The sequence below is a fragment of the Caenibius tardaugens NBRC 16725 genome (assembly GCF_003860345.1).
In the GTDB taxonomy this organism is placed as follows: domain Bacteria; phylum Pseudomonadota; class Alphaproteobacteria; order Sphingomonadales; family Sphingomonadaceae; genus Caenibius; species Caenibius tardaugens.
On record NZ_CP034179.1, the window covers coordinates 2,728,813 to 2,752,635 of the forward strand.

Genomic DNA, 23,823 nt, shown 5'->3' on the forward strand with positions numbered 1-23,823 from the left:
GCATTTCATACCAAAATGTGTTCATTTCATCGATTTCAACGAGTGGTTTCCTCGATCAGTTCCCGCATATCGGCAGGAAGCGGACTTTCGAACCGTACAGTCGTTCCGAGAACCGGATGAATGAACCCGAGCACTGCAGCATGGAGCGCCTGACGGCGGAACTGGAGTGCGGTGAGCAGCGGCTTGAGCTTGGAATTGGGGCGTCCATATGTTGGGTCCCCTAATAGCGCATGACCGATTGACGCCATGTGAACACGCACCTGATGCGTGCGCCCGGTTTCCAGTCGGCATTCGATCAAAGCGCAGTTTTTCAGGGTTTTGAGCGTTTTGTAATGGGTGACAGCGTGCTTCCCGCGACTCGCCGTGTCGGGCAGCACCGCCATCTTCTTGCGATTCGAATCGGACCGCCCGATTCGCGCCTTCACCGTGCCCGCCGGGGGCACCGGATGGCCGTTGACCACCGCCAGATAGGCGCGTTCGATCGAATGGTCGGCAAATTGCCGCGCCAGCCCTTCGTGCGCGGCATCGCTTTTGGCGACGACCAGCAGTCCGGACGTGTCCTTGTCGATCCGGTGCACGATGCCGGGGCGCGCAACGCCGCCGATTCCCGATAGACTGCCGCCGCAATGATGCAGCAGGGCATTGACCAGCGTGCCGTCGGGGTTGCCCGCCGCAGGATGGACGACCAGTCCGGCGGGCTTGTCGACCACGATCAGGTGGGCGTCTTCATAGACGATCGTCAGCGGAATATCCTGCGCGGCGGCTTCGGCTTCCGCTGCGGGCGGCACGTCGATGGCAAAGTGCGATCCGGCAACGGTTTTGGCCGAGGCAGACGGGGCGGGTTTGCCGTCAAGCGTGATCCGCCCTTCGCCAAGCAGGGCCTTGACCCGTTCGCGCGACAGCCCGCTGGCGTCGGCAAGCGCCTTGTCCAGACGCACGCCGTCGCTTTCGAGAAGTCCCTCAATGATTTCCCCACGCCCCATGCTACAGAATGTGGGCATGAAGATTGCTGTGACAAGGGATGCGCTCGATGGCTTGCGGGCCGAAGCGCAAAAAGCTGCGCCGGATGAATGTTGCGGGCTGTTGCTGGGGCATCAGGGCGTGATCGACCGGGTGCTGCCTGCGGTCAATGTGGCTGATGATCCGCGCGCCCGGTTCGAAATCGATCCCGGCACGCTGATCGCTGCCCTGCGCGCGGCGCGCGGCGGTGGCCCAGCGGTGATCGGCTATTATCATTCCCACCCCCAGGGACCGCCCGAACCTTCGCCTTGCGATGCGGAGCAGGCCGCGCGCGACGGCAAGGTCTGGGCGATTGTCAGCGGCGATGACGCTGTGCGTTTGTGGGAGGATGGTCATGCGGGGTTCATGGCGCTTTCCTATGGCGTGATCGAGCGGTAACGCGCTAAGGCGTGTTGTCTGCTCCTATCCTTAGACCGATGGAAAGTGGCAATTGGGCTGAATTGTTTGACGCGCCCGGTTCCGGGATCGGTTTTTCCTCCTATATCGGGTGCATTGAGTCACTCCCTTCAGTCAAAAGGGCCTGAAAGCTGCATATGTCCAAATCTTCCGTCGATCTCGCCAGTCTGCTTTGCTCCCGTCTTTGCCATGATATGCTCAGTCCCGTCGGGGCGCTGATGAACGGGCTCGAACTTCTGGCGGACGAGAAAGACCCGGAAATGCGCCAGCGCTGTTTCGAACTGCTGGAACAGAGCGCCCGGACATCGACGGACAAGCTCAAGTTCTTCCGGCTGGCGTTCGGCGCCGCGGGTGGTTTTGGCGAAGCGATCGCCACCGATGAAGTGCGCAGCCTGATCGACGCATTGGTTGCCGGAAACGACCGGATCAGCGTCAATTGGGCGCTGGGGGTGGCGGCACTGCCCAAACCGGCTGCCAAAGTGCTGCTCAACTTCGCGCAGATCGCCATCGATGCGCTGGTACGCGGCGGGGAAATCGATATCGCGGCCGAAGTGCGTGACGGCACCAGCGAGATCGTGGTGCGTGCGGCGGGGCCGAAAATTGCGTTTGACGAAACCATCGGCAATTCGCTGGAGGGCACCCTGCAACTGGAACAGCTTTCCAGCCGGACCGCAGCGGCGCATATGCTGCATGTCCTTGCGCAGGAATGCGGCGGCAAGCTGCAATATGCGCTGACTGGCGATGCGCTGGTGCTCGGAGCGATCCTGCCGGGGGAGTGACGCACGATGGATGAACTGGTGCAGCGCGAGGTTCCGTCCCCCAACTGGAACGCGCGCCAGCTGCCGATCACCATGCTGGTCCTGCATTACACCGGCATGCGCACCGGGCCTGAGGCGCTCGAACGCATGTGCGATCCCCAGGCCGAAGTTTCCGCACATTACATGATCGAAGAAGACGGCACGGTCATCCGGCTGGTGGATGAAGCCAACCGTGCCTGGCATGCGGGGCGATCCTACTGGCGGGGGATAACGGATATCAATTCCGCCAGTATCGGGATCGAACTCGTCAATCCGGGGCACGAATGGGGCTATCGCCCGTTTTCGGCCGCGCAAATGGAAGCGCTGATGCCGCTGGTCGGACGGATCGTGCGGCAATACGACATTCCCCGCGCCAATGTGGTGGGCCATTCCGATATCGCCCCGGCGCGCAAGGAAGATCCGGGTGAATTGTTCGACTGGCGGCGGCTGGCCCGATTGAAGCTGGCGCTGGCGACACCCAAAGTCAGCCTGGGCACGCCCTTTCCCAACGATGGCGCGTTTTTGCTGGGGCTGGAACGCTTCGGGTATGACATTTCCGATGGCCGTGCGGCGGTGGCGGCATTCCAGCGCCGTTGGCGCCCCAAGCGGATCGATGGGGAGATCGATGGCGAAATCGGTGCGATCCTGTTCGCCTTGCTCTTGGAACGGGACCGCGGACGCGCTAGATAGGCGGCGCCAGGGGGCCGGGCAGCCGCGTCGAAGCTTCGCTTCGCCGAGGAAAGTCCGGGCTCCACGAAACAAGGGTGGCGGGTAACGCCCGCCGGGTGTTCGGCTTGCCGGGCATTCAGGGAAAGTGCCACAGAGAGCATACCGCTAACCGGGAAACCGGCAGTAAGGGTGAAAGGGTGCGGTAAGAGCGCACCGCGCGACTGGCGACAGGAGCGGCATGGCAAACCCCACCCGGAGCAAGGCCGAATAGGGGCGGCGCGCCAAGGATCGCAAGATCCGGAAGCAGGGGTGTTTCGCCTTTGATCGCCCGGGTTGGCTGCTTGAGCCTTGCGGCAACGCAAGGCCTAGAGGAATGGCTGCCATTGCGGATACGGTCTCTCGTGGGATACCGTCCGTGATACAGAACCCGGCTTACAGGCCCCCTGGCAAACTGTCGTAAAACACCGCGTGACCGCAGTTTCAGGCCGCTTCGCGGTGTAGAATAGCAATGGCGCCATCCTCCTGCTCGCGCGCCTGAATGAAGCGGCGTTCGCCCCCTTCCAGAACCAGCGCGGTCAGCAGCCCATAGCAATAGGCCCCCGTATCGATCCCGATGCGATTGGGGCGCTCCTCCACCTCGGTGCGGATCGTGTGGCCATGCACCACGACTTTTTCGAACAGCCCTTCGTGCATCAGGAACGGATCGCGAATCCAGCGCATGGCCTGCGCGCTCTGGTCAGCAACGGGGATACCCGGTTCAATCCCTGCATGGACGAACAGATAGTCGCCGATCACCGCCGAGAGTTCGAGCGCGGCCATGAATTCGCGATGGCGGCTGGGAATGCGGCTGGCCATCGCCGCCTGCATCCGCTGCAGCGCATCGGGCCCGGTAATATGGGCATCGATGCCATAGCTGATCAGTGTTTCGCGCGCGCCATAGGGCAGGAGCCGACGCAGATATTCGGTATCGGTAAACGCGGCGAGGAACACTTCCTCATGATTGCCCATAAGCACGCGCACGGGGCGGCGTTCTTGCCACGCCAGCACGTAGTCGATTACCCCTGCGCTATCCCTGCCGCGATCGATCAAGTCGCCGAGCAGCAACACCATGCTCTGCGCCGGGGCGGTAGCAGCGTCCAGTTCTATCGCATGTGCGAGCGCTTCGAGCAGATCCAGGCGCCCATGGATGTCGCCGATCGCATAGACCCTTTGCCCCGCAGGAATCCGGGCCTTCCCGGCATCGATCGCAAGTTTTGGGGTTGTTTCTATTGCGCTTGGATTCATGACGGGGCCTGCGTGTGTGGGGCACATGTATCTAGCACAGTGTGTCCAGCGTATGAATGTGATGCAGAAAATCCACACATTCCCAATTGCCTGTGCCCTTGCGAATTTTTTTCTTGTGCAATGCAGCAACGGTGGGCAACTTCGCCTCACATCCGCACAGGAACATCCGGGGCAATGAGATGATCCGGCGGGTCGCAGGTGGGACGAAAGTTTCAACAGGTTCACAACAAAGGAACACTGCTATGCTTACGTCCGTCCGCAGCCTTCTGGCTGCAACCGCTTTCGCTGGTGCCGTATTTGCCGCAACGCCGGCAATGGCTGAAGAGGAAGCACCTTCCGATTTCACCGTATCGGGCAACGTTGCCATCGTTACGGACTATCGTTTCCGTGGTGCGTCGCTTTCCGGTGGTGATTTCGCGATTCAGGGTGGCCTCAGTGTCGCCCACTCGAGCGGCTTCTATGTCGGGACCTGGGCGTCCTCGCTCGAAGACACGCCGCTTTATGGCGAAATGGAACTCGACCTTTATGGCGGCTGGAAGGGTGAAGTCGCTTCGGGGCTGACGCTCGATGCCGGTCTGACCTACTTCGTCTATCCGTCGAAGGATTCGGGTGCCGGTCCGTCGGCCTATTTCGAACCTTATGCGAAGCTTTCCGGCCAGCTCGGCCCGGTCGGCGCAACGCTGGGCGTGGCCTATGCCTGGGATCAGGATTCGCTGGGCAGCCAGGACAACCTGTATGTCTTCACCGATTTCAGCGCTGGCATCCCGGGAACGCCGGTGTCCCTGTCGGCACACCTTGGTTACACCGACGGTGCGCTCGCACCTGATTATGTCAACGGTTTCAACAACGACAAGACGGCCTTTGACTGGTCGATCGGGGCTTCGGCCACCGTGCTTGGCGGTCTGACGGTTGGTGTGCAGTACATCGGCGTTGAAGGACGTTCGGTGAAGAACCTGACCAACGATACGGTCGTCGGTACGCTGTCCTACAGCTTCTGATAGCTTTACGGCATCAGCCAACATCGCGGCCCGCGCAGCAATGCGCGGGCCGCTCCGTGTCCGGGGGAGTGGACCCCGAACCTGTCGCCGGATTCAGCGCAGATAGAAATCGACCGTCGTGACCACGCGGACCTTCTTGTAAGGCGTGTCGGATACGCCCCAGCCCCCGCCGCTGTCGCCATCGCGGGCCTCGACCGAGAAATAGCCCTGCGTCGCCTGCTTTATCCCGCCGACGCTGGTGGCGCTGTCCTTGGCGAATTGCTGGGCCGAGGCGCGGGCATCCTTGGTGGCTTCGGCGACCATCGCTGGCTTGATATCGTTCAGCTTTGTGAAGGTGTAGGCCATGCCGGACCCTTCCTCGAGCACGACGCCACGCCGGACGAGGTCGAACTGCCGTTTTACCGCCCTTTCCGCGCGGGCAATGTCGGTGGTGCGCAAGGTCATACGCTGGCGCACGGTGAATTGCTGGACGCCGTTGTTGGTGAAATTCGACACGTTGACGCCAGTGGGCTGGATCGCATCGTCAGGAAATCCGAGCTCCTTGAAGAAGGCACGGATTGCGGTGCTGTCGCGGTCAACACTGGCCTGCGCCGTAGGGAGATCGCCAGCCGTGGCGGAATAGGCAATCGTCCAGGTGGCGAGATCCGCCTTGACGTCGCGTTCGGCCAGCCCGCGCACGGTGACCGACCGGTCGGCCGCTTTGGCCCGGGTCAGTCCGTCACCGAGAAGGTAGCCGCCTGCAATCAGGCCCACAGCCATGATTGATGCGCTGATCAGCCAGCGGCGATTGGTGGAGTCGCTGAAAAAAGAACGCGATGACGCATGGTGGTCGAGCGCAGGATCGGACATTATATGGGGCCTCCCCAACGGATGTTGTGCGGCCATCTTTGCACGAGTCTCGATGAACCGTGCTTTAATATAGACGAATGGAGTTTCAACGTGGTCAAATTTCTTCACACGATGATCCGTGTGACTGATCCCGAGGCAACGATCCGCTTCTTCGAACTGATCGGACTGGAAGAAGTGAGTCGACATGAAGTGCCGCAGGGGCGCTTTACGCTGATTTTTCTGGCAGCGCCCGGCCAGTCCGACATGGCCCAGATCGAACTCACTTATAACTGGCCGCCCGAAGATGGCAGCAGCGGTGAAACCTATGGCGGAGGCCGCAATTTCGGGCATGTCGCCTATCAGGTCGACGATATCTATGCGACCTGTCAGCGCCTGCAGGATGCAGGCCACACCATCCACCGCCCGCCGCGGGATGGGCATATGGCGTTTATCAAAAGCCCCGATGGCATTTCGGTGGAACTCCTGCAGAACGGCCATCTTCCCCCGCAGGAACCCTGGGCGAGCATGGAAAACACCGGAACCTGGTAAGCGTGTCAGCCCGCCTTTTCGGGGGCGGGCGCAAGCCGCAGGACGAGATAGCCGAGCAGTGCGGATATCAGCGAACCGCCGAGAATGCCGAGTTTGGCTTCCTCTACCAGCATGGGATGGAGCGGAAAGGCGAGCGCGGCGATGAACAGGCTCATCGTGAAGCCGATCCCGCAGAGGATGGAAACACCCCAGAGCTGGAGCCAACTGGCGCCCGCTGGTCGGGTGGCATAACCCAGCCGTTCGGCAAGGGCGACGGCGGTGAATATCCCGACCTGCTTGCCGATTACCAAGCCACCCGCGATCGCAAGCGGGAGCGGGGCGATCAGGCCCGCGATGCCAATCCCGGCAAGGGACACGCCGGCATTGGCGAAGCCGAACACCGGGATCACCAGATAGCTGTTCCACCCCGTAAGCCGGTGTTCGAGCCGTTCCAGCGGGGATGCGGCGCCATCCGCGGTGATGCGCAAGGGAATGGTGAAGGCCGCAACAACCCCCGCCACGGTGGCATGGACCCCGGAATGGAGCATGCAATACCATAGCGCGATGGCGGTCAGCACGAACGGCCAGAGGCGCCGCACACCCATGCGGTTGAGCGCCATCATGCCGCCAAATATCAGCAGCGCGGCCAGCAACCAGTCAAGCCGCACCTCTGCGGTATAAAACAGGGCGATGATCAGGACGGCGCCGATATCGTCGACAATCGCAACGGTCAGCAGGAAGAGCCGCAATGCGGCCGGTACGCGATTGCCCAGCAAGCCGAGCACGCCCATGGCAAAGGCAATGTCGGTTGCGGCCGGTATGGCCCAGCCTCGCGCGATCTGCGGTTCGCCCCCGGACAGCAGGAGAAAGACCGCAGCGGGGGCTGCCATACCGGCCATGGCCGCGAGAACCGGCAGCCGCCTGTGCCGCGCATCGGCCAGTTGCCCGGACAGAAGCTCACGCTTCACCTCCCGCCCGACAACGAGGAAGAAGACCGCCATCAGCCCGTCGTTGATCCACAGGTGCAAGGTGTCGAGCTTTGCGACCGGGGTCCATGCCAGCGTGTCATGGAGCAGGTGGTGGTAGGCAGGGGCAGCCGGGGAATTAGCGATCAACATGGCGGCGATCGCCACCAGAATGAGAAGTATTCCCGGAAAAGCCTCGCTTCCCAGAAGCTTCTTCAGCAGGTTCGGCGGAGATGTCGCATCGCTTGTCATCAGCGGGCTTTGCCGGAGATGGTTTGCGCGTTGCAAGCCCTATTCGGCTGCATTACCCGATCGGCAAACGTCATCGATAAGGGGGAAGGATGGCGATCTTTGGGGGACTCACCGCCATGCAGGTCGTGGCGTTGGCGGGCTATGAACTGCTGCTTTTTGCCGGGGCGTTTTTCTTGGTTGGGGCGCTCGACGATGTGCTTGTCGATCTGCATTACCTGTGGCGTCGGATCATAGGGAAAGCGCGCACGCCGCGCGTGGATCGCGGCGCGCTGCTGGGCCATCCGCTCAAGGGCGTGGCGGCGGTTATGATCCCGACATGGCGCGAAGCGGAAGTGATCGGCGCGACGGTGCGCCATGCGCTGACGGTCTGGAACCAGGCCGAACTGCGCCTCTATGTCGGGTGCTATTGTAACGACCCGCAGACGGTGCAGGCCGTGGCGATGGCGGCACAAGGTGATCCGCGCCTGCGTCTGGTGATCCACGATCGGCATGGCCCGACCAGCAAGGCGGACTGCCTCAATCGCCTGTTCGCAGCCATGTGTGTGGACGAACGGCGCAGTGGGCAACGCGTGCGTATGGTGCTGATGCACGATGCGGAAGACATGGTCGATCCGGTTGCCTTGCCCCTGCTTGATCAGGCGATGACCGGGCTCGATTTCATCCAGATGCCGGTTCTGCCCGAACCGCAGGCGGATTCGCCATGGGTGGCAGGGCATTATTGCGATGAATTTGCTGAGGCACATGGGAAATCGATGGTCGTGCGCGATGCCCTGGGTGCAGGATTGCCCGCCGCGGGGGTGGGCTGCGCCTTTGCGCGCGACGTGCTCGATCTCGTGGCCAGCCGTAACGGCACGGCCGATGCGCCCTTCGCCAGCCAGAGCCTGACCGAAGATTATGAGCTTGGCCTCAAGATCGCTGAACTTGGCGGGAAATCGGCGTTCCTGCGGGTTCGCGGCGATAACGGGGAACTGGTCGCCACGCGTGCCTGTTTCCCGGCACGTGTGAACGAGGCCGTGCGGCAGAAGACGCGTTGGGTTCACGGTATTGCATTGCAGGGTTGGGACCGGATGGGCTGGACAGGGCGGCTGACCGAACGCTGGATGCGCTTGCGCGATCGCCGTGGGCCATTGGCTGCGCTGGTCATGGCGGCGGCTTACGTTTTCATGATCCTTGGCGTGATCCTGTGGCTGGGTGATGCGGTGGGGTTGCTGGTTTTGCCCGAACCGGGACCGTTGGCGAAGGCGCTGCTGCTGGTCAACTTCGCCGCATTTGTCTGGCGCGCGATCTGGCGCTGTGCCTTCGCCTGGCGCGAATATGGGACGACGGAAGCGATGCGTGCGCTTTTGCGTATCCCGGTGTCGAATATTATCGCGATTCTGGCAGGGCGCAGGGCCTTGGTCGCCTATTGGCGAACCCTGAAAGGGGAACCGCCGCATTGGGAAAAAACGGTGCATCGCACCCATCCCGCATTGCTCCGCAATACGGAGCCCACCGCATGATCTTGCGGACCAGCCTGCGTGGTCAGCCCTTGTCGGTTCTTGTGCTGATTCTGGGCGGCTGGGTTGCGCTGCGTGTGGCCACCTGGGCGCCGCCGGCATGGGACATGACCGTGCGCGATGGCTGGGCGATACCTGCGCCCGCCATGCCCGCACTGGCGGATAAAACGGCGGGCTCTGCGGATGGCCGCATGGTTGCCGAAGGGTTCGCTCGCGGCCCGATAAGCCCGCCTTACGGTATGGGGTATCCCGAGGGTATGGCGCTGTCAGGCTATCCTGCCCCGCCGCTGGGCTGGCAGATGGCGGGGGGCATACCGCAACCGGTTTTCCAGCAGGTGCGTATTCCCGTGCCGGTCTATTATTATCCTGCGTCGCCGGGGGGTGGTCCGGTTGGTGCGGCGGCATTTGCCATGGCGGGCAATGGGTCCGGTGCGGTAGGTGGCATGACCGGCAGTGGGGCATTGCCTGCAGGGGCTGGGGCAGCCGTGCCATCGCCACCCCTTGCCTTTGCGGACCCGGGGGTGCCTCCGCCATTCCTTGCGCCGGAACCGGCGCGCACGCGCGGCAACCGCTGGTCTGCTGATGCCTGGGTACTCGCCCGGCGCGAATCCCCAGTCATGCCTGCATCGGGCAGGCCATCCTATGGCGGCAGTCAGGCGGGGGCGATCCTGCGCTATCATATCGCGCCTCAGAACGGACATCGCCCGATCGCCTATCTGCGGGCCTATTCGGCGCTGGGGAGCATCCGCGAAAACGAAATTGCCCTGGGTGTGGGGGCGCGCCCGTTCCGATCCGTGCCGCTGATGTTGGCCGTGGAAGGCCGGGCATTCCGCAGCGCCCAGGGGCAGACATCGGTTCGGCCCGCTGTGCTCGCCTATACCGAACTGCCGCCGTTCGCCCTGCCATTGGGTTTCACGGGGGAAGCCTATGTGCAGGGGGGCTATGTCGGGGGGATGTACAAGACGGGCTTCGCTGATGGCCAGTTGCGGGTGGATCGTACGCTGATTGACGTGGCGACCATGCAGTTGCGGGCGGGTGGCGGCATCTGGGCCGGGGCGCAAAAGGGCGCCGCGCGGCTGGATGTCGGCCCCAGTGCCAGCACGATGATCGACATGTGGGGCACCCGGTCGCGGGTTTCGCTGGACTGGCGTTTCCGGGTGAAGGGGGATGCCGAGCCGAAATCCGGCCCTGCCGTTACCATTTCCGCCGGATTCTGATCCGAAGCGCTTTTATCCGGCGCGCGGCTGGGTTACGGCATGGGGCGTCATGGATGTCTATCTCCCCATCGCCAATCTCTCGGTCAATGGGCTGGTGATTGTCGCACTTGGGGCGATCACCGGGGTCCTGTCCGGCATGTTCGGTGTGGGGGGCGGGTTCCTGACCACGCCTTTGCTGATCTTTTACGGCATCCCCCCCACCGTCGCGGCCGCTTCCGCCGCCAGCCAGGTGACGGGCGCCAGCGTATCGGGCGTCTTCGCCTATACCAAACGCAATGCCGTCGATTATCACATGGGCCTGGTCATGGTTGCGGGCGGTATACTCGGCTCGGGGATCGGGGCGCTGCTGTTCCGTTTTCTGGAATCGGTTGGCCAGATCGATACCGTCATCAACATCCTCTATGTCATCTTGCTGGGCACCATCGGGGGCTGATGGCGCACGAAAGTTATCTGGCGATCCGTGCGGCACGCAGCGGCGCTGCCCCGCTGCCCCGCAAACGGCGGCACCATCCGATCGTGGCCAGTCTGCCGCTGCGTTGGCGTTTCTATCGATCGGGGCTGTACATATCGCCATTGGCGCCGCTGCTGATCGGCGTGGGCGTGGGTATCCTGACCATGCTGATGGGGGTTGGCGGTGGTTTCATCCTCGTTCCGGCGATGTTGTACATTCTGGGGATGAGCGCGAATGTCGTGGTCGGGACATCGCTGTTCCAGATCCTGTTCGTGACGATGTCGTCCACGATGATGCATGCGCTCACCACCAAGGCGGTGGATATTGTTCTGGCTGCGCTGCTGCTGCTCGGTTCTGTAACGGGGGCGCAGATCGGCAGCCAACTGGCGGGCAAGGTTCAGCCACAGAAACTGCGCATGATTCTGGCCATCATCGTGCTGCTGGTGGCGTTGCGTATGGCGTTCGGGCTGGGTTTCCGACCAAGCGAAATTTATTCGGTGGAACCATTGTGAGAGCGGTCTTCGCCCTGTTCCTGCTGATCATGCTGGGCGCAGCACGTGATCCGATTCTGGTGCCGGAAGTATCGCAGCATGAAATTCAGGTGCAGCAGGGCTTTACCGGTACGGAATTGTTGCTGTTCGGTGCGATTCTCGATCCCAGTGGGACCCGGGCCGGGCGGGATTACGATATTGTTGTGGTGCTGAAAGGCCCCACGCAGGCAGTGCGTCTGCGGGAAAAGCAGAAGATCGCGGGAATCTGGATCAATGCTGACAGCACTGCCCTGCGTTCTGCGCCCTCGTTCTTTGCCGTCGCCTCTTCCCGCCCGATCGACAAGATCGTCGATGATCGCACGGCTGCGATTTACGAACTCGGGTTGAACTGGCTGCAGCTGTCGCCGATCGGTGCGATCGACCCCAAGGAACAGGCTCGTTTTTCTGCCGGGCTGGTCGATTTGCGGCAGCGCGAAGGGCTTTTCAGCGAACACAGCGACGGCGTGGTGGTGAGCGAACAGGTGCTGTATCAGGCGCGCATAAATTTGCCCTCCAGTGTGCAGACGGGCACCTATACGGCGGAAACCTTCGCCATTACGAAAGGGCGTGTGATCGCGTCGGCCACGGCGAAAGTGGAAGTCCGCAAAATCGGCTTCGAACGGTTTGTCGCCCAGTTCGCTGAGCAGCAATCCCTGTTTTATGGCCTTCTCGTCGTGGCATTTTCCGTGGGTATGGGCTGGCTGGCCGGGAGACTTTTCGCTTTGATCTGATTGCGCTGATCCCTTCCAATTGACGCGATATTAACCTTGCGGGGTTAGGCGGATTGCTCACTTGGGGATGCATTGCGGGCACGATATGAGCGAAATGGCAAATCAGGATCACTTTCAGGCTGTCGGTGGTGCGGGGCAAGGCGCGCCGACGGCGCAAGGTGCTGCGCCGGTGCGTCAGGCCGCGCCCACCATCGGCAACGGCAATGCCACGCAGCCGATTGGCGTCGTCCTTGAAATTGCCGGATCCTCCTCGTTTGTCGCGCTCGATCTGGAACGGCTGAACGAATGTGCGGAGGATGCCGATCCTTCGATTGCCCTTGCCGGGCAGGTTGGCAGCCAGATCAAAATTCGCGTGGGTGGCGGCTGGCTTTTGGCCAGCGTGCGGACGCAGAAGAAGGATGGCCGCAACAATGTTGGGATTATCGCCGGGATCGATTTTCTGGGCGAAGGGGAAGAGGAGAAGCTGACGGGGCGCATCCACAGTTTCCGGCGCGGTGTGACCCGGTATCCGATACCGGGATCGCTGATTTATCCCGCCACGAATGCCGATTTGCGCCAGATTTATGCCAGCGATGGCCGCACCAGCATCCAGATCGGCACAGTGTTCCCGACGAATGATATTCGTGCCGGTCTGTACATCGATGCCATGCTGGGCAAGCATTTCGCGCTGCTGGGGTCCACCGGCACCGGCAAGTCGACCAGTGCCGCGCTCATCCTGCACCGTATCTGCGAAGCCGCCCCGCATGGGCATATCGTGATGATCGACCCGCACGGCGAATATTCGGCGGCGTTCCGCAGCAACGGCATGCTGCTGGACGTATCCAACCTGCAGATGCCCTATTGGCTGATGAACTTCGAGGAACATTGTGAGGTGTTCCTGACCTCCACCGGGAACGACCGGCAGGAGGATGCGGATATTCTTGCCAAATGCCTGCTGCAGGCCCGCTCGAAAAACCGTCTGGCGGAAAGCCTTGGCAAGATCACGGTGGATGCACCGATCCCCTATCTCCTGTCGGACCTGACCAATATTATCCAACTGGAGATGGGCAAGCTCGACAAGGCGAGTTCGAGCGCGCCGTTCCAGCGGATCAAAGGGAAGATTGACGAACTGAAAGCCGATCCCCGCTATCAGTTCATGTTTTCCGGCATGCTGGTGGGCGACACCATGGCCGAATTTATCTCCAAGATTTTCCGCATGCCAAGCGATGGCAAACCGATTTCGATTATCGACGTGTCGGGCGTTCCTTCGGATGTGACCTCCACTGTCGTGGCCGTGCTCAGCCGTCTGGTGTTCGATTTTGCGATCTGGAGCCGGGACGAGCGCGGCCGCCCGATCCTGCTGATCTGCGAAGAAGCGCACCGTTACGTGCCGAATGAAAAGAACGCCGATGGTTCGTCGGTTGGCCGCATTCTTTCCCGTATTGCCAAGGAAGGGCGTAAATACGGCATTTCGCTGGGCCTGATCACGCAGCGGCCGTCCGATCTTGCCGAAGGCGTGCTGTCGCAATGCGGCACGATCATTTCGATGCGTCTCAACAACGATCGCGACCAGAATTTTGTGAAGGCGGCCATGCCCGAAGGCGCGCGCGGCTTCCTCGATGCGATTCCCGCCTTGCGTAACCGGGAATGCATCATTTGTGGTGAAGGTGTATCCATTCCGGTTCGTGTCAGTTTCGACGATCTGGAGGAAATCCGGCGTCCGGCATCGGAAGATCCCTCGTTTATCGAACTGTGGAATGACAGCGGCCACGGTGATGAAGACGCGGTGCACCGCACAGTCGCCCGTTGGCGCGCGCAGGGGCGCTGAGACATCGCGGAAGTTTCTTGTTTGTGACAAGGGTTTTGTGGGCTTCACGGCTTCCAACCATGCGGATCGCGCTGTAGGCTGCCCGTCCCGGACAGTTTCATCCCAGAGGAATCCAATCCATGAAAACCAGGGCTTACGGCAACGGTTCTGCCGAGCAGCCGCTAGCGCCAATGGAAATAGACCGCCGCCAGCCGCGCGCGCGCGATGTCGCCATCGATATCCTGTTTTCCGGCGTCTGCCATTCCGACCTGCACACTGCGTGGAACGAATGGAACAACACCAGTTACCCCTGCATACCGGGCCACGAAATCGTTGGCCGGGTGACGGCGGTGGGCGCGGATGTGCAACGCTATAAAGCGGGCGACATCGTCGGGGTCGGCTGCATGATCGACAGTTGCCGCACCTGCGCTTCGTGCCATGATGGGGATGAACAGTACTGCACCGGTTCGGGTTTTGTCGGCACGTACAATGCGCCGGACAAGCATTCGGGCGGGCACACATTTGGCGGCTATTCCGGCCATATTGTGGTCGACGAGGATTTCGTCCTGACCGTGAGCCATGACGAGAAAGACCTTGCCGGGGTGGCGCCGCTGCTTTGCGCGGGTATCACCACCTATTCCCCCTTGCGGCACTGGAAAGTCGGACCGGGGCAGAAGGTCGGTGTGGTTGGTCTTGGCGGGCTTGGCCATATGGGGGTGAAAATCGCCGCCGCGATGGGGGCCGAGGTGACAGTGTTCACCACGTCCGAGAACAAGCGCGAGGATGCGCTGCGGCTGGGCGCAAGCCATGTGGTCAATTCACGCGATGGTGCTGCCATGGCGGCGCAGGCAGGGCAGTTCAATCTGATCCTCAACACCGTTGCCGCGCCGCACGATCTCGATCCGTTTCTGCAGGCGCTGAAGCGGGATGGGACGATGGTCATGGTGGGGGTGCCGCCCGAACCGCACAAGTCGCCATCGGTGGGCAATCTCGTGTTCGGTCGCAGGTCGATCGCCGGATCGCTGATCGGGGGCATCGCGGAAACGCAGGAAATGCTCGACTTCTGCCGCGACCACGGGCTGACGGCAGATATCGAACTGATCCCGATGGACGGTATCAACGACGCCTTTCATCGGATGGTCAAAGGCGATGTGAAGTACCGTTTCGTGATCGATATCGCGACGCTGAACTGAATTCGGACAATACGCGCGGGGCCGGTTCAGGTGCCGCGCGTATCGCCATAGAGGTGGATGTGCAGGCGGTCGCTCATGCGGAATCCGTGGCGCATGCACAGGTCAGACAGCCAGACTTGCCGTTCGCGCAAGATGGCGCTGGCGGTGCCTTCCGGCATCAGAAAAATGCGGTCACCGGGAATGGCATAGCGTTCCTGCAGGGCGAGGACTTCGGCCATATCGTCGGGCGTGGCGATGACAAATTTGAAAAAGGCGCGGGGGTTCTGCGCCCATTCAGCGAGCCGTTCGGGGATCAGCGCGAGATCGGTGGGATTGCCGCTGTGCGCCAGTTTGGGGCTGACGTTGTACTGCTGGACCATGGCGTCGAGCGCGGGTGACGGGGCCACGGTGCCGTTGGTTTCGATTTCCACATGCATGGTTGGCAGGTGCCCGAGCATCCGGGCAAGCGCCGCGGCCTGCAGCAGGGGTTCCCCCCCGGTTATCACCAGGCGATCCTGCCCCAGTGCAAGGATACGTTCCGCAGCCTTGTCCTCAGCCATCATCAACTGGTTGGCGGTGCGGTCAAACGCGGTGCCATCGCGGTGGGGGCGGTTGTCGCCGGTAAAGCGCCACGTATAGGCCGTGTCGCACCATTGGCAGGCGAGATTGCACCGCGACAGCCGGATAAACGTGCTGGGCCGCCCTTGCGACGGGCCTTCACCCTGTAACGAGGCGAAGATTTCCGGCTCCCCCGGGGTGGTGGTGGCAAGGGCTAGTGCCATGACGAACCGGGGCGGTGGAAAGGCGCGCGGGCCCCGCTGCCATCACACGGCAGACAGGACCCGGCCACGCCGTTATCCCAACCGGGCAAGGGCAGCAGCGGCGCGTTCGGCCTCTGCGGCATGGTGCGCATGGTCGGCCTTGGCCTTCTCGACCGCTTCGGGCTTGGCTTTTTCCACGAAGGACGGGTTGTCGAGCCGCTTCGCCAGAGAATCGCGTTCCTTTTCCGAGGCGGCCTGGGCCTTTTCAAGCCGTGCCTTCTCCGCTGCGATATCGATCACGCCTTCGAGAGGGATCACGAACACATCGGTGCCCACGCCGATCTGCATGGCAGCACCCGCAGGGGCGGCTTCAAACCTGATCGCGGAAAGGCGGGCGAGGCGTTCGACCGCCGCGGGGTTGCGTTCGATAGCGGCCTTGGCGGTATCGCTGGGCGCTTCGAGATAGGCTTCGAGCTTTGCACCGGGCGCAATGCCCAGTTCGTTTTTTGCCGTGCGCAGGTTGGAGGTCAGCGCGATCAGCCATTCGACTTCCGCCTTGGCAGCAGCATCGACTGCTGCCTTCGGCTCAGGCCACTTGGCAAGGATCAGTTCGTATTGGCGATCGCCCTGCGCGTGCCACAGTTCTTCCGTGATGAACGGCATGAACGGGTGGAGCATGACGTAAATCTGGTCGAGCACCCAACCGGCGACGGCCTTCGTTTCGTCATCGATCTGGCCCTTGATCAGTTCCAGATACCAGTCGCAGAAGCTGTCCCACACGAAGTGATAGATCGTGTTGGCCGCCGCATCGAAGCGCAGATCGGCCATGGCCGCATCGAGTGCCGCGAGCGTTTCGGATACTTCGCCGATGATCCATTTGTTGACTGCCAATGTGGCTGCGGGCGCTGTGATCGTCTGGCTGCCGGTTATCCCGTTGGCCTGACAGAAACGCGTGGCGTTCCACAGCTTCGTGGCGAAGTTGCGGTACCCTTCGACGCGCTTTTCATCCATTTTCACATCGCGGCCCTGGCTTTCCATGGCCGCCATGAAGAAGCGCAGCGCATCGGCGCCGTACTGATCGATCAGCCCCAGTGGATCGACCACGTTGCCCTTGGACTTGGACATCTTCTGCCCATCTGCCGCGCGCACCAGCCCGTGGAGATAGAGCTTGCGCCAGGGCACATCCTTCATGAAGTGAATGCCCTGCATCGCCATGCGTGCATCCCAGAAGAACAGGATGTCAAAGCCCGAAACGAGCAGATCGTTGGGGTAATGCTTTTGCAACAGGTCGGTGTTGTCCGGCCAGCCGAGCGTGGCGAAGGGCCACAGCGCGGAGGAGAACCACGTGTCGAGCACGTCCTCATCACGGGTGAGCTTGCGGTTGCCTGCCTGTGCCTGCGCTTCTTCCTCGGTTTCGGCGACGAAGGCATTGCCGTCCTCGTCATACCACGCCGGGATACGATGACCCCACCAGAGTTGGCGCGAAACGCACCACGGCTGGATGTTTTCCATCCAGTTGAAGTAGGTTTTTTCCCACGTCTTGGGTACGACTTCGATCGCGCCAGAACGCACCGCTTCGATTGCGGGCCGGGCGAGCGTGGCCGCATCGACATACCATTGATCGGTCAGCCAGGGTTCGATCACCACGCCGCCGCGATCGCCGAACGGGGTCTGGATCGTGCGCGGTTCCGCGTCGTGTTCCTGTTCCTCGCCATCCTTGTTCTTGGTCACATGCGGGATGAGCAGGCCCAGAGCCTTCATCTGTTCGACCACCAGCTTGCGCGCGTCGAACCGGTCCAGCCCCAGGAATTCCGCCGGGATCAGCCCGTCAGCCGTCTGCACGACTTGCGCTTCGGCATCGAGCATGTTGAGCATGTCGGCAGGTTTGATCCCCGCGCGCTTGCCCACGTCGAAGTCGTTGAAATCGTGGCCCGGTGTGATTTTTACCGCGCCGCTGCCGAGTTCGGGATCGGCGTGTTCATCGGCCACGATCCGGAACCGGCGGCCGGTGATCGGCTGGAGGATGTCCTTGCCGATCACGCTCTTGTAGCGCGGGTCTTCGGCATTCACCGCCACGGCCATATCGGCCAGCATGGTTTCCGGGCGGGTGGTGGCGACAACGATATGGTCGCGCCCGTCATCGAGCGTAACGCCGTCAGCCAGCGGGTACTTGAAGTGCCAGAAGCCGCCCTTGACCTCGCGGGTTTCCACTTCGAGATCGGAAATCGCGGTCTTCAGCTTGGGGTCCCAGTTCACCAGCCGCTTGTCGCGGTAGATCAGGCCTTCCTTGTGGAGGTCGACGAAGACCTTGAGCACGGCCTTGGTGAAATGCGGGTCCATGGTGAACTGTTCGCGGCTCCAGTCCATCGAACAGCCGAGGCGGCGCAGCTGGCCGGTGATCGTGCCGCCGCTTTCCGCTTTCCATTCCCACACTTTGTCAACGAAGGCTTCGCGCGTGTAATTCGTGCGCTTGTCCTGCGCCGCTTCGAGCTGGCGTTCGACCACCATTTGCGTGGCGATACCGGCGTGATCGGTGCCGACCACCCACAGCGCATCCTTGCCCCGCAAACGCTCGTACCGGATCATAATGTCCTGCAGAGTGTTATCCAAGGCATGGCCGATATGGAGCGAGCCTGTGACATTGGGTGGCGGATTGACAATGGTAAACGGGGTCGCGTCGGGCCGTTCCGGGCGAAACAGGCCGTTTCCTTCCCAGTGGGCATACCATTTCGCCTCAATCGAAGCGGGGTCGAAAGTCTTGTCGAGTTCGGTGCTCATGCTGGGTCAGCCTTTGCCAGCGAGACCCGCGCAGCGCAACCATTGCTGCGCCGATGCCTTGCCGCGAACACATTTTGCCATCATACCGCCCCGCAATGCGTGATTGGGCAAGCTATACACTGGATGAGAACGGGGCGGGTGGCACGAAGCTCACGCTCGACGGGCGCCTCGTGGTGGCTTCGGTGGGTCCGCTGGACGACAGGCTGCGTCATCTCGACACCCCTATTGCCGCAGTCGATATTACCGATGTTCGCGAAATCGACACGATCGGGGCGTGGCTGGTCTGGCGTGTCGCACAGGAACATGGCGCGGAAATTACCGGCGCAAGCGACAAGGCGAAACGTCTGATCGACGCGGTCGGTTCCAACGCCAGCATGGCAGAGATCACCGCACCGCGCATGCCTCTGCTCGAACGCGTGCCCGAGGCAGTCGGCCTGATGGTTACGGGTTGGGGCCGCGGCGTTGTCGAACTGGTGGGGTTCCTCGGCACCATTTTGGTGTCCCTGTGGGGCATGGTCCGGCATCCGTCGCGCCTCCCGCTCAAGGCACTTGTGCGCCAGATCGAGCTGGTTGGCGTGAATTCGCTGGGCATCATTTCGCTGATGAGTTTCCTGATCGGGATTGTCATCGCGCAGCAGGGGGCGGTGCAGCTCCGGCAGTTCGGTGCCGAGGTTTACACGGTCAATCTCACCGGGCGACTGACCTTGCGCGAACTTGGCGTGCTGATGACCGCGATCATGGTGGCGGGGCGTTCGGGTTCCGCCTTTGCGGCGCAGCTTGGCACGATGAAGCTGACGGAAGAGGTGGATGCCATGCGCACGATCGGGGTTTCCCCGATTGATGCGCTGGTCGTCCCGCGCGTGCTGGCGGTGGTGTTGATGATGCCCCTGCTCGGCTTTTTCTCGGCCGTTGTGGGGATCATCGGTGGCGCATTCCTGGCGGATCTGGCGCTCGATATTCCGTTTTTTACATTCCTGACCCGCATTCAGGAAGTGGTGCCGCTGCACGACGTCTGGGTGGGGCTGGTCAAAGCGCCGGTGTTTGGCCTGATTGTCGGACTGGCTGGCTGCTATCAGGGCATGCAGGTCAAATCCAACGCCGAAGAGGTGGGCCTGAGAACGACGATGGCGGTCGTGCAGGCGATCTTTATGGTGATCGTGCTGGATGCCTTCTTTGCCGTGTTCTTTACCGAAGTGGGTTGGGATTGATCATGGGTGGCAAAGTTGATCAGCAGGTCGACCCCGGGCTTGCCCAGAACGTGCATTTCGATGGCGAATACGCCATTGTCGTGGAAGGGCTGACAAACCGCTTCGGCGAACAGGTGGTGCATGAAAATCTCTCGCTGAAGGTGCGGCGCGGCGAAATTCTCGGTGTCGTGGGTGGATCGGGCACGGGCAAGTCGGTGTTGATGCGTTCGATCATCGGGCTGCAGATTCCGGCCGAAGGCACGATCGAGGTGCTGGGCCAATCGATCGATGATGCGGTTGACCCGGATGAAGGGGTCGATATCCGCTCGCGCTGGGGCGTGCTGTTCCAGGGCGGAGCGCTGTTTTCGACGCTGACCGTGGGTCAGAATGTCGAAGTTCCGCTGAAACAGTTCTACCCCGAACTCAGCGACGAACTGCGGCACGAGATCGCGCGCTACAAGGTGCGGCTTACCGGGTTGCCCGAAGAGGCGACGAGCAAGTACCCGTCGGAACTGTCGGGAGGCATGAAGAAGCGCGCCGGTCTGGCGCGGGCCTTGTCGCTCGATCCCGAATTGCTGTTCCTCGATGAACCGACGGCCGGGCTCGATCCTATCGGTGCTGCCGCTTTCGACCAGCAAACGCGCGGATTGACCGATACACTGGGCCTGACTGTGTTCCTGATTACGCACGATCTTGATACGCTTTACGAGATTTGCGATCGCGTGGCGGTGCTTGCTGAAAAGCGCGTTATCGCGGTGGGCACCATCCCGGAATTGTTGGCAACGGATCACCCCTGGATACAGGAATACTTCAATGGGCCGCGCGGACGCGCGGCTATGGCAAGCCGCGACCGCGCCAAGGCGATGGACAACCGGCTGGGCGAAGGGGCATAGGACAAGACGATGGAAACACGCGCAAACCACGTCTGGGTCGGAGCTGTCACACTGGTGCTGATGGCTGCGCTGGCAGCGTTCATCATCTGGATTGCACGGCTCAATGCCGGCGAACAGAATGAATATGATATCTTTTTCAAACAGGCGGTCGATGGTCTGGCCAAGGGGTCGGAAGTGACATTTTCCGGCGTGCCGGCAGGGCAGGTGCGATCCATCGAACTGTGGCCGAAAGATCCACAGTTCGTTCGCGTCCGTGTCACGTTGAATGACAATATCCCGATCCTGCAGGGCACGACGGCCACGGTGCAGGGCAGTTTTACCGGCGTTTCGAAAGTGCAGTTGGACGGCGCGGTGCGCGGCGCGCCCCCGATCACCGAGAAGGGGCCGGAAGGTGTGCCGGTGATTCCAACCAAGCCCGGCGGGCTGGGGGAAATTCTCGCCAACGCTCCGCTTCTGCTCGAACGTCTCGCCACGCTGACGGAACGTCTGACATTGCTGTTGTCGGACGATAACCAGAAATCGATCACCGGCATTCTCGCCAATACCGACCGCATGACGGGCAATCTGGCCAATGCATCGCCGCAGATCGAACGGGTCCTGGCGGAAATGCAGGCGACCTTGCGACAGGCCAACCACAGTCTCGCATCGTTCGAGAAAGTCATGGGTTCGACGGACAAACTGCTCAATGAAGAAGGCAGTTCGGTCGTGGCCCAAATGCGTACGACAATGGGCTCGGTCCAGAAGGCATCGGAAGAGCTCGAAGCGACCTTGCGCGATACCCGTCCGGCTGCGCAGCAATTGTCGCAAAGCACGCTTCCGGCCGCAGAGGCGACCTTGCGCGATCTTCGGGCGGCAAGCCGCGCCTTGCGCAACATGACCGAAAGCATCGAGAGCGGCGGCGCCGGATCGGTGCTCAAAGGGCAGCAATTGCCCGATTACAAACCATGACCGGGGAACAGGCGATGATCGAGAACAGCCGCGAAACGCGCATGGCATTGGCTGGCGGCAGAGGCCTCTTGCGGCGGACAGGGGCCATGGGCGCCATGGCAGCCTTGCTGGCGTTGACGGGCTGCATCAGTCTGGGCGGTAAAGTGCCCGATCAGCTTCTGACGCTGAGCCCGGCTGTGACGGCCAGTGCCGGATCGGCGACCAGTGGCAATTTCAACAACGCGATTGCCGTGCTGGACCCGGGCACGCCGCGCGAACTGGATGCCCAGCGGATTCCGGTGCAGATCGACGATACCCAGATTGCCTATCTGCAGAACGCGACGTGGGTGGAAAAGCCCGCCCGCCTGTTCCGCGATCTTCTGTCCGAAACGATCCGGGCCAAGGGCGATCGGCTGGTGATTGGCGGGGCGGACGAACAATATGCCGCCGCGACCAAGCTGACCGGGCAATTGCTGATGATGGGCTATGATGCCCGTTCGCAGTCGGTGGTTATCCGGTACGAAGCCGTGCTGGCGCGCCCGGGCGGTGATATTCGCACGCGCCGGTTTGAAAGTGTGGTACCCGGCATTGGCCCCACCGCGGATCAGGTCGGACCGGCCCTGAACCGGGCTGCCAACGATGTCGCCGCGCAAGTCGCGCAGTGGATCGGATAGACGTTCTCAGGCGGCGATTGCGGCCAGAATGCTGTCGAGCCACGTTCGCGCGATTGCACTGCGCCCGATATCACAGATAAATTCCTGCCCCCGGCTGGCGCTGATCAGTTCGCCGGTCCGGGGCCAGCGTTCCGCCCTGTCATGATAAGTCAGCCCCCGGCGCTTCAGCCATGGCGGCACGCACCAGTGGCGTAACGGGCCGCCGGGGCGCGTCAGGCGCAGGGCGCCGCTGGCCGATTGGGCCAGCATGCCGGGGCCGTGATAGATCGTGTTGTTGCTGTCCCATGTGCCGATCGTGTGCGGATGCCTGCGAGGTGGATCGATCCATTCCCGCGAACGCATGATCTGTTCGGGTGATCCGAAACACGCGACCTCCATGGTGCCAAAGATGCGATGATGGCGCGCGCCATCTTGCGGATCGGCGAAGAGACCGAAAAACAGGAACACGTCGCCTTTGCCCACGCCATTGCGGGCAAGATGCCCTTGTGCAGAGGCAGACTGGCCGAACCAGCAATGCCCGCCTGAAAGGAGGGGGTCCGAGAACATGGGGTCATCGTGGCACAAGGTATCCGGTTCGATCCGACCGCGCGTAACCTGCGCCACAATATCCCCCAGACCGCGATCGCGATAGCTGGTCAGCGAACGATCCCGCGCCGGAATGGGCAGCGAAACGGGGCGTCCATCGATGATCGGGGAGGGGTAGCCCCCGGCGGAACTGTCGAAACCCTTGCGGCTGAAGATGATCCGCATGAGGGCGCCAGTCCGGTTCAGGCCTCCGGCGCGCGGACGAGTTCGGCGAAACGCAGGGCATTGGCGAATTCCGCAGCGCGCTTGTCGCGCAAGTCCTTCGCCAGCGCGTCTTCGCCCCAGAGTTCCACTTGCCAGTCTTCCTCCAGATTGGCGGCGTCCCACAGGGTTTTGGCATCGGCCTGGTCTTCCAGTGCGGCCAACGCAATCGTGAGCGAGGCTGCCAGCGACGCCAAAGTATTCAAGGCCGCCAGTGTGAAATCATCCTGCGTTTCCAGAAAAGCGGACAGGGCATCGCGTGTTGCTGGCGATTGCGGGCGATGCATGATCCCGCTGATCCGTTCGAAATGGATGTCGTGGCGGTGTTCGGCGGCCTGCAGCAGCGGTTCCCACACGTCCTGCTGCCGCCGGAACAGGGGTTCTTCCGGATCGGCGCGATAGCACAGCGTATCGGTCTCCGCGAAGCGCAGTAGCCCGTCGATCGCTGCCGCGCGGTCTGCCCGGACAATGTCGATGGCATAGTCTGCCAGATCGCGGAACAGGAAGCGTGTGGTGTCGATCTCTTCACCCTGATCGGCCCATTCCGCAGCCATGGCACTGGCCAGCGCTTCATTCGGAACCACCTGATCCTTGCCCAGCGCGGTCTTGATCGCGCGCCCGTCGAGCAGCACGCGCCAGCCACCTGCATCCGGGGCGATGGTTACTTCCTTATAGAAACGCTTCATAATCTCTCGTC

The 23,823-nt window shown here is 61.9% G+C and carries 22 protein-coding genes, 1 other RNA gene and 1 pseudogene; 16 read left to right on the top strand and 8 right to left on the bottom strand.

Going from position 1 to position 23,823, the window contains the following annotated elements; all coding sequences use genetic code 11:
- Positions 1 to 35: 35 nt before the first annotated feature.
- Complete coding sequence (locus tag EGO55_RS12790; protein ID WP_021690294.1) at positions 36 to 1,001, bottom strand: RluA family pseudouridine synthase; 966 nt, start codon at positions 999 to 1,001, stop codon at positions 36 to 38.
- Here EGO55_RS12790 and EGO55_RS12795 point away from each other — a divergent pair.
- The 4 genes from EGO55_RS12795 (at position 1,000) to rnpB (ending at position 3,333) form a co-directional block, all read left to right on the top strand.
- Entirely contained in the window at positions 1,000 to 1,398 is a 399-nt protein-coding gene (locus EGO55_RS12795; RefSeq protein WP_021690295.1) for a M67 family metallopeptidase, read from the top strand. The genes EGO55_RS12790 and EGO55_RS12795 overlap by 2 nt on opposite strands.
- A 155-nt stretch (positions 1,399 to 1,553) precedes the next feature.
- Complete coding sequence (locus tag EGO55_RS12800) at positions 1,554 to 2,195, top strand: histidine phosphotransferase family protein (RefSeq protein WP_021690296.1); 642 nt, start codon at positions 1,554 to 1,556, stop codon at positions 2,193 to 2,195.
- A gap of 6 nt (positions 2,196 to 2,201) precedes the next feature.
- On the top strand, positions 2,202 to 2,903 hold the full coding sequence (locus EGO55_RS12805; protein WP_021690297.1) for an N-acetylmuramoyl-L-alanine amidase: 702 nt from the start codon (positions 2,202 to 2,204) through the stop codon (positions 2,901 to 2,903).
- A 6-nt stretch (positions 2,904 to 2,909) separates the two neighbouring features.
- Positions 2,910 to 3,333: RNase P RNA component class A (rnpB, locus tag EGO55_RS12810), an RNA gene on the top strand.
- A 29-nt stretch (positions 3,334 to 3,362) separates the two neighbouring features.
- Here rnpB and EGO55_RS12815 read toward each other — a convergent pair.
- On the bottom strand, positions 3,363 to 4,166 hold the full coding sequence (locus EGO55_RS12815) for a metallophosphoesterase family protein (protein ID WP_021690298.1): 804 nt from the start codon (positions 4,164 to 4,166) through the stop codon (positions 3,363 to 3,365).
- Between the two features lie 242 nt (positions 4,167 to 4,408).
- Between EGO55_RS12815 and EGO55_RS12820 the strand changes: the two genes are divergently transcribed.
- Positions 4,409 to 5,164: a TorF family putative porin gene (locus EGO55_RS12820; RefSeq protein WP_021690299.1), complete on the top strand. Its 756-nt coding sequence runs from the start codon at positions 4,409 to 4,411 to the stop codon at positions 5,162 to 5,164.
- A 93-nt stretch (positions 5,165 to 5,257) separates the two neighbouring features.
- Here the strand turns inward: EGO55_RS12820 and EGO55_RS12825 are convergent, their stop codons facing one another.
- Positions 5,258 to 5,923, bottom strand: a complete 666-nt coding sequence (locus tag EGO55_RS12825; protein WP_084620078.1) for an SIMPL domain-containing protein — start codon at positions 5,921 to 5,923, stop codon at positions 5,258 to 5,260.
- Between the two features lie 180 nt (positions 5,924 to 6,103).
- Between EGO55_RS12825 and EGO55_RS12830 the strand changes: the two genes are divergently transcribed.
- On the top strand, positions 6,104 to 6,541 hold the full coding sequence (locus EGO55_RS12830; RefSeq protein ID WP_021690301.1) for a VOC family protein: 438 nt from the start codon (positions 6,104 to 6,106) through the stop codon (positions 6,539 to 6,541).
- A gap of 5 nt (positions 6,542 to 6,546) precedes the next feature.
- Here EGO55_RS12830 and nhaA read toward each other — a convergent pair whose 3' ends face one another.
- Positions 6,547 to 7,737: a Na+/H+ antiporter NhaA gene (gene nhaA, locus EGO55_RS12835; RefSeq protein ID WP_021690302.1), complete on the bottom strand. Its 1,191-nt coding sequence runs from the start codon at positions 7,735 to 7,737 to the stop codon at positions 6,547 to 6,549.
- A gap of 89 nt (positions 7,738 to 7,826) precedes the next feature.
- Between nhaA and EGO55_RS12840 the strand changes: the two genes are divergently transcribed.
- The 6 genes and pseudogenes from EGO55_RS12840 to EGO55_RS12865 all read left to right on the top strand — a co-directional run bounded on the left by EGO55_RS12840 (position 7,827) and on the right by EGO55_RS12865 (position 15,141).
- On the top strand, positions 7,827 to 9,236 hold the full coding sequence (locus EGO55_RS12840) for a glycosyl transferase family protein (RefSeq protein WP_021690303.1): 1,410 nt from the start codon (positions 7,827 to 7,829) through the stop codon (positions 9,234 to 9,236).
- Complete coding sequence (locus EGO55_RS12845) at positions 9,233 to 10,450, top strand: hypothetical protein (RefSeq protein WP_021690304.1); 1,218 nt, start codon at positions 9,233 to 9,235, stop codon at positions 10,448 to 10,450. Before EGO55_RS12840 ends, EGO55_RS12845 begins: the two co-directional genes overlap by 4 nt.
- Before the next feature lie 49 nt (positions 10,451 to 10,499).
- Positions 10,500 to 11,413 (top strand): annotated as a pseudogene (locus tag EGO55_RS12850) (sulfite exporter TauE/SafE family protein).
- 29 nt (positions 11,414 to 11,442) lie between these two features.
- A complete protein-coding gene (locus EGO55_RS12855; RefSeq protein WP_052023689.1) occupies positions 11,443 to 12,162 on the top strand; it encodes a TIGR02186 family protein in 720 nt (239 codons plus the stop codon).
- Between the two features lie 85 nt (positions 12,163 to 12,247).
- A complete protein-coding gene (locus EGO55_RS12860; RefSeq protein WP_040715698.1) occupies positions 12,248 to 13,969 on the top strand; it encodes an ATP-binding protein in 1,722 nt (573 codons plus the stop codon).
- A 119-nt stretch (positions 13,970 to 14,088) separates the two neighbouring features.
- Positions 14,089 to 15,141 (top strand): NAD(P)-dependent alcohol dehydrogenase, encoded by a 1,053-nt coding sequence (locus EGO55_RS12865; RefSeq protein ID WP_021690308.1) that lies wholly within the window; start codon positions 14,089 to 14,091, stop codon positions 15,139 to 15,141.
- Between the two features lie 26 nt (positions 15,142 to 15,167).
- On the opposite strand, the gene EGO55_RS12870 is transcribed toward EGO55_RS12865, so the two are convergent.
- On the bottom strand, positions 15,168 to 15,902 hold the full coding sequence (locus EGO55_RS12870; RefSeq protein WP_021690309.1) for a 7-carboxy-7-deazaguanine synthase QueE: 735 nt from the start codon (positions 15,900 to 15,902) through the stop codon (positions 15,168 to 15,170).
- A 72-nt stretch (positions 15,903 to 15,974) separates the two neighbouring features.
- Entirely contained in the window at positions 15,975 to 18,659 is a 2,685-nt protein-coding gene (locus tag EGO55_RS12875; protein ID WP_021690310.1) for a valine--tRNA ligase, read from the bottom strand.
- 95 nt (positions 18,660 to 18,754) lie between these two features.
- Here EGO55_RS12875 and EGO55_RS12880 point away from each other — a divergent pair, with 95 nt between their 5' ends.
- From EGO55_RS12880 to EGO55_RS12895, 4 genes are read left to right on the top strand one after another with little or no spacing between them, the layout of a single operon-like run.
- Complete coding sequence (locus EGO55_RS12880; protein ID WP_021690311.1) at positions 18,755 to 19,867, top strand: MlaE family ABC transporter permease; 1,113 nt, start codon at positions 18,755 to 18,757, stop codon at positions 19,865 to 19,867.
- A 2-nt stretch (positions 19,868 to 19,869) separates the two neighbouring features.
- Complete coding sequence (locus tag EGO55_RS12885) at positions 19,870 to 20,739, top strand: ABC transporter ATP-binding protein (protein ID WP_021690312.1); 870 nt, start codon at positions 19,870 to 19,872, stop codon at positions 20,737 to 20,739.
- A 9-nt stretch (positions 20,740 to 20,748) separates the two neighbouring features.
- Positions 20,749 to 21,687 (top strand): MlaD family protein, encoded by a 939-nt coding sequence (locus tag EGO55_RS12890; RefSeq protein ID WP_021690313.1) that lies wholly within the window; start codon positions 20,749 to 20,751, stop codon positions 21,685 to 21,687.
- Positions 21,684 to 22,340 carry an ABC-type transport auxiliary lipoprotein family protein gene (locus tag EGO55_RS12895; RefSeq protein WP_021690314.1) on the top strand — a complete coding sequence of 219 codons (657 nt, stop codon included), beginning with the start codon at positions 21,684 to 21,686 and terminating at the stop codon, positions 22,338 to 22,340. The genes EGO55_RS12890 and EGO55_RS12895 overlap by 4 nt, the downstream gene beginning before the upstream one ends.
- A gap of 6 nt (positions 22,341 to 22,346) precedes the next feature.
- On the opposite strand, the gene EGO55_RS12900 is transcribed toward EGO55_RS12895, so the two are convergent.
- Positions 22,347 to 23,090, bottom strand: coding sequence for an Nmad3 family putative nucleotide modification protein (locus EGO55_RS12900; RefSeq protein ID WP_021690315.1), 744 nt, complete (start codon positions 23,088 to 23,090; stop codon positions 22,347 to 22,349).
- A 17-nt stretch (positions 23,091 to 23,107) separates the two neighbouring features.
- Positions 23,108 to 23,812, bottom strand: a complete 705-nt coding sequence (locus EGO55_RS12905) for an ATP12 family chaperone protein (protein WP_021690316.1) — start codon at positions 23,810 to 23,812, stop codon at positions 23,108 to 23,110.
- Positions 23,813 to 23,823: the final 11 nt, after the last annotated feature.

Bases quoted from the DNA above. Each gene is read 5' to 3' on its own strand.
- EGO55_RS12795 (WP_021690295.1), top strand. From the start codon at position 1,000: ATGAAGATTGCTGTGACAAGGGATGCGCTCGATGGCTTGCGGGCCGAA.
- EGO55_RS12790 (WP_021690294.1), bottom strand. From the start codon at position 1,001: ATGCCCACATTCTGTAGCATGGGGCGTGGGGAAATCATTGAGGGACTT.
- EGO55_RS12800 (WP_021690296.1), top strand. From the start codon at position 1,554: ATGTCCAAATCTTCCGTCGATCTCGCCAGTCTGCTTTGCTCCCGTCTT.
- EGO55_RS12805 (WP_021690297.1), top strand. From the start codon at position 2,202: ATGGATGAACTGGTGCAGCGCGAGGTTCCGTCCCCCAACTGGAACGCG.
- EGO55_RS12815 (WP_021690298.1), bottom strand. From the start codon at position 4,166: ATGAATCCAAGCGCAATAGAAACAACCCCAAAACTTGCGATCGATGCC.
- EGO55_RS12820 (WP_021690299.1), top strand. From the start codon at position 4,409: ATGCTTACGTCCGTCCGCAGCCTTCTGGCTGCAACCGCTTTCGCTGGT.
- EGO55_RS12825 (WP_084620078.1), bottom strand. From the start codon at position 5,923: ATGGCTGTGGGCCTGATTGCAGGCGGCTACCTTCTCGGTGACGGACTG.
- nhaA (WP_021690302.1), bottom strand. From the start codon at position 7,737: ATGACAAGCGATGCGACATCTCCGCCGAACCTGCTGAAGAAGCTTCTG.
- EGO55_RS12840 (WP_021690303.1), top strand. From the start codon at position 7,827: ATGGCGATCTTTGGGGGACTCACCGCCATGCAGGTCGTGGCGTTGGCG.
- EGO55_RS12845 (WP_021690304.1), top strand. From the start codon at position 9,233: ATGATCTTGCGGACCAGCCTGCGTGGTCAGCCCTTGTCGGTTCTTGTG.
- EGO55_RS12855 (WP_052023689.1), top strand. From the start codon at position 11,443: ATGCTGGGCGCAGCACGTGATCCGATTCTGGTGCCGGAAGTATCGCAG.
- EGO55_RS12860 (WP_040715698.1), top strand. From the start codon at position 12,248: ATGAGCGAAATGGCAAATCAGGATCACTTTCAGGCTGTCGGTGGTGCG.
- EGO55_RS12865 (WP_021690308.1), top strand. From the start codon at position 14,089: ATGAAAACCAGGGCTTACGGCAACGGTTCTGCCGAGCAGCCGCTAGCG.
- EGO55_RS12870 (WP_021690309.1), bottom strand. From the start codon at position 15,902: ATGGCACTAGCCCTTGCCACCACCACCCCGGGGGAGCCGGAAATCTTC.
- EGO55_RS12875 (WP_021690310.1), bottom strand. From the start codon at position 18,659: ATGAGCACCGAACTCGACAAGACTTTCGACCCCGCTTCGATTGAGGCG.
- EGO55_RS12880 (WP_021690311.1), top strand. From the start codon at position 18,755: ATGCGTGATTGGGCAAGCTATACACTGGATGAGAACGGGGCGGGTGGC.
- EGO55_RS12885 (WP_021690312.1), top strand. From the start codon at position 19,870: ATGGGTGGCAAAGTTGATCAGCAGGTCGACCCCGGGCTTGCCCAGAAC.
- EGO55_RS12890 (WP_021690313.1), top strand. From the start codon at position 20,749: ATGGAAACACGCGCAAACCACGTCTGGGTCGGAGCTGTCACACTGGTG.
- EGO55_RS12895 (WP_021690314.1), top strand. From the start codon at position 21,684: ATGACCGGGGAACAGGCGATGATCGAGAACAGCCGCGAAACGCGCATG.
- EGO55_RS12900 (WP_021690315.1), bottom strand. From the start codon at position 23,090: ATGCGGATCATCTTCAGCCGCAAGGGTTTCGACAGTTCCGCCGGGGGC.
- EGO55_RS12905 (WP_021690316.1), bottom strand. From the start codon at position 23,812: ATGAAGCGTTTCTATAAGGAAGTAACCATCGCCCCGGATGCAGGTGGC.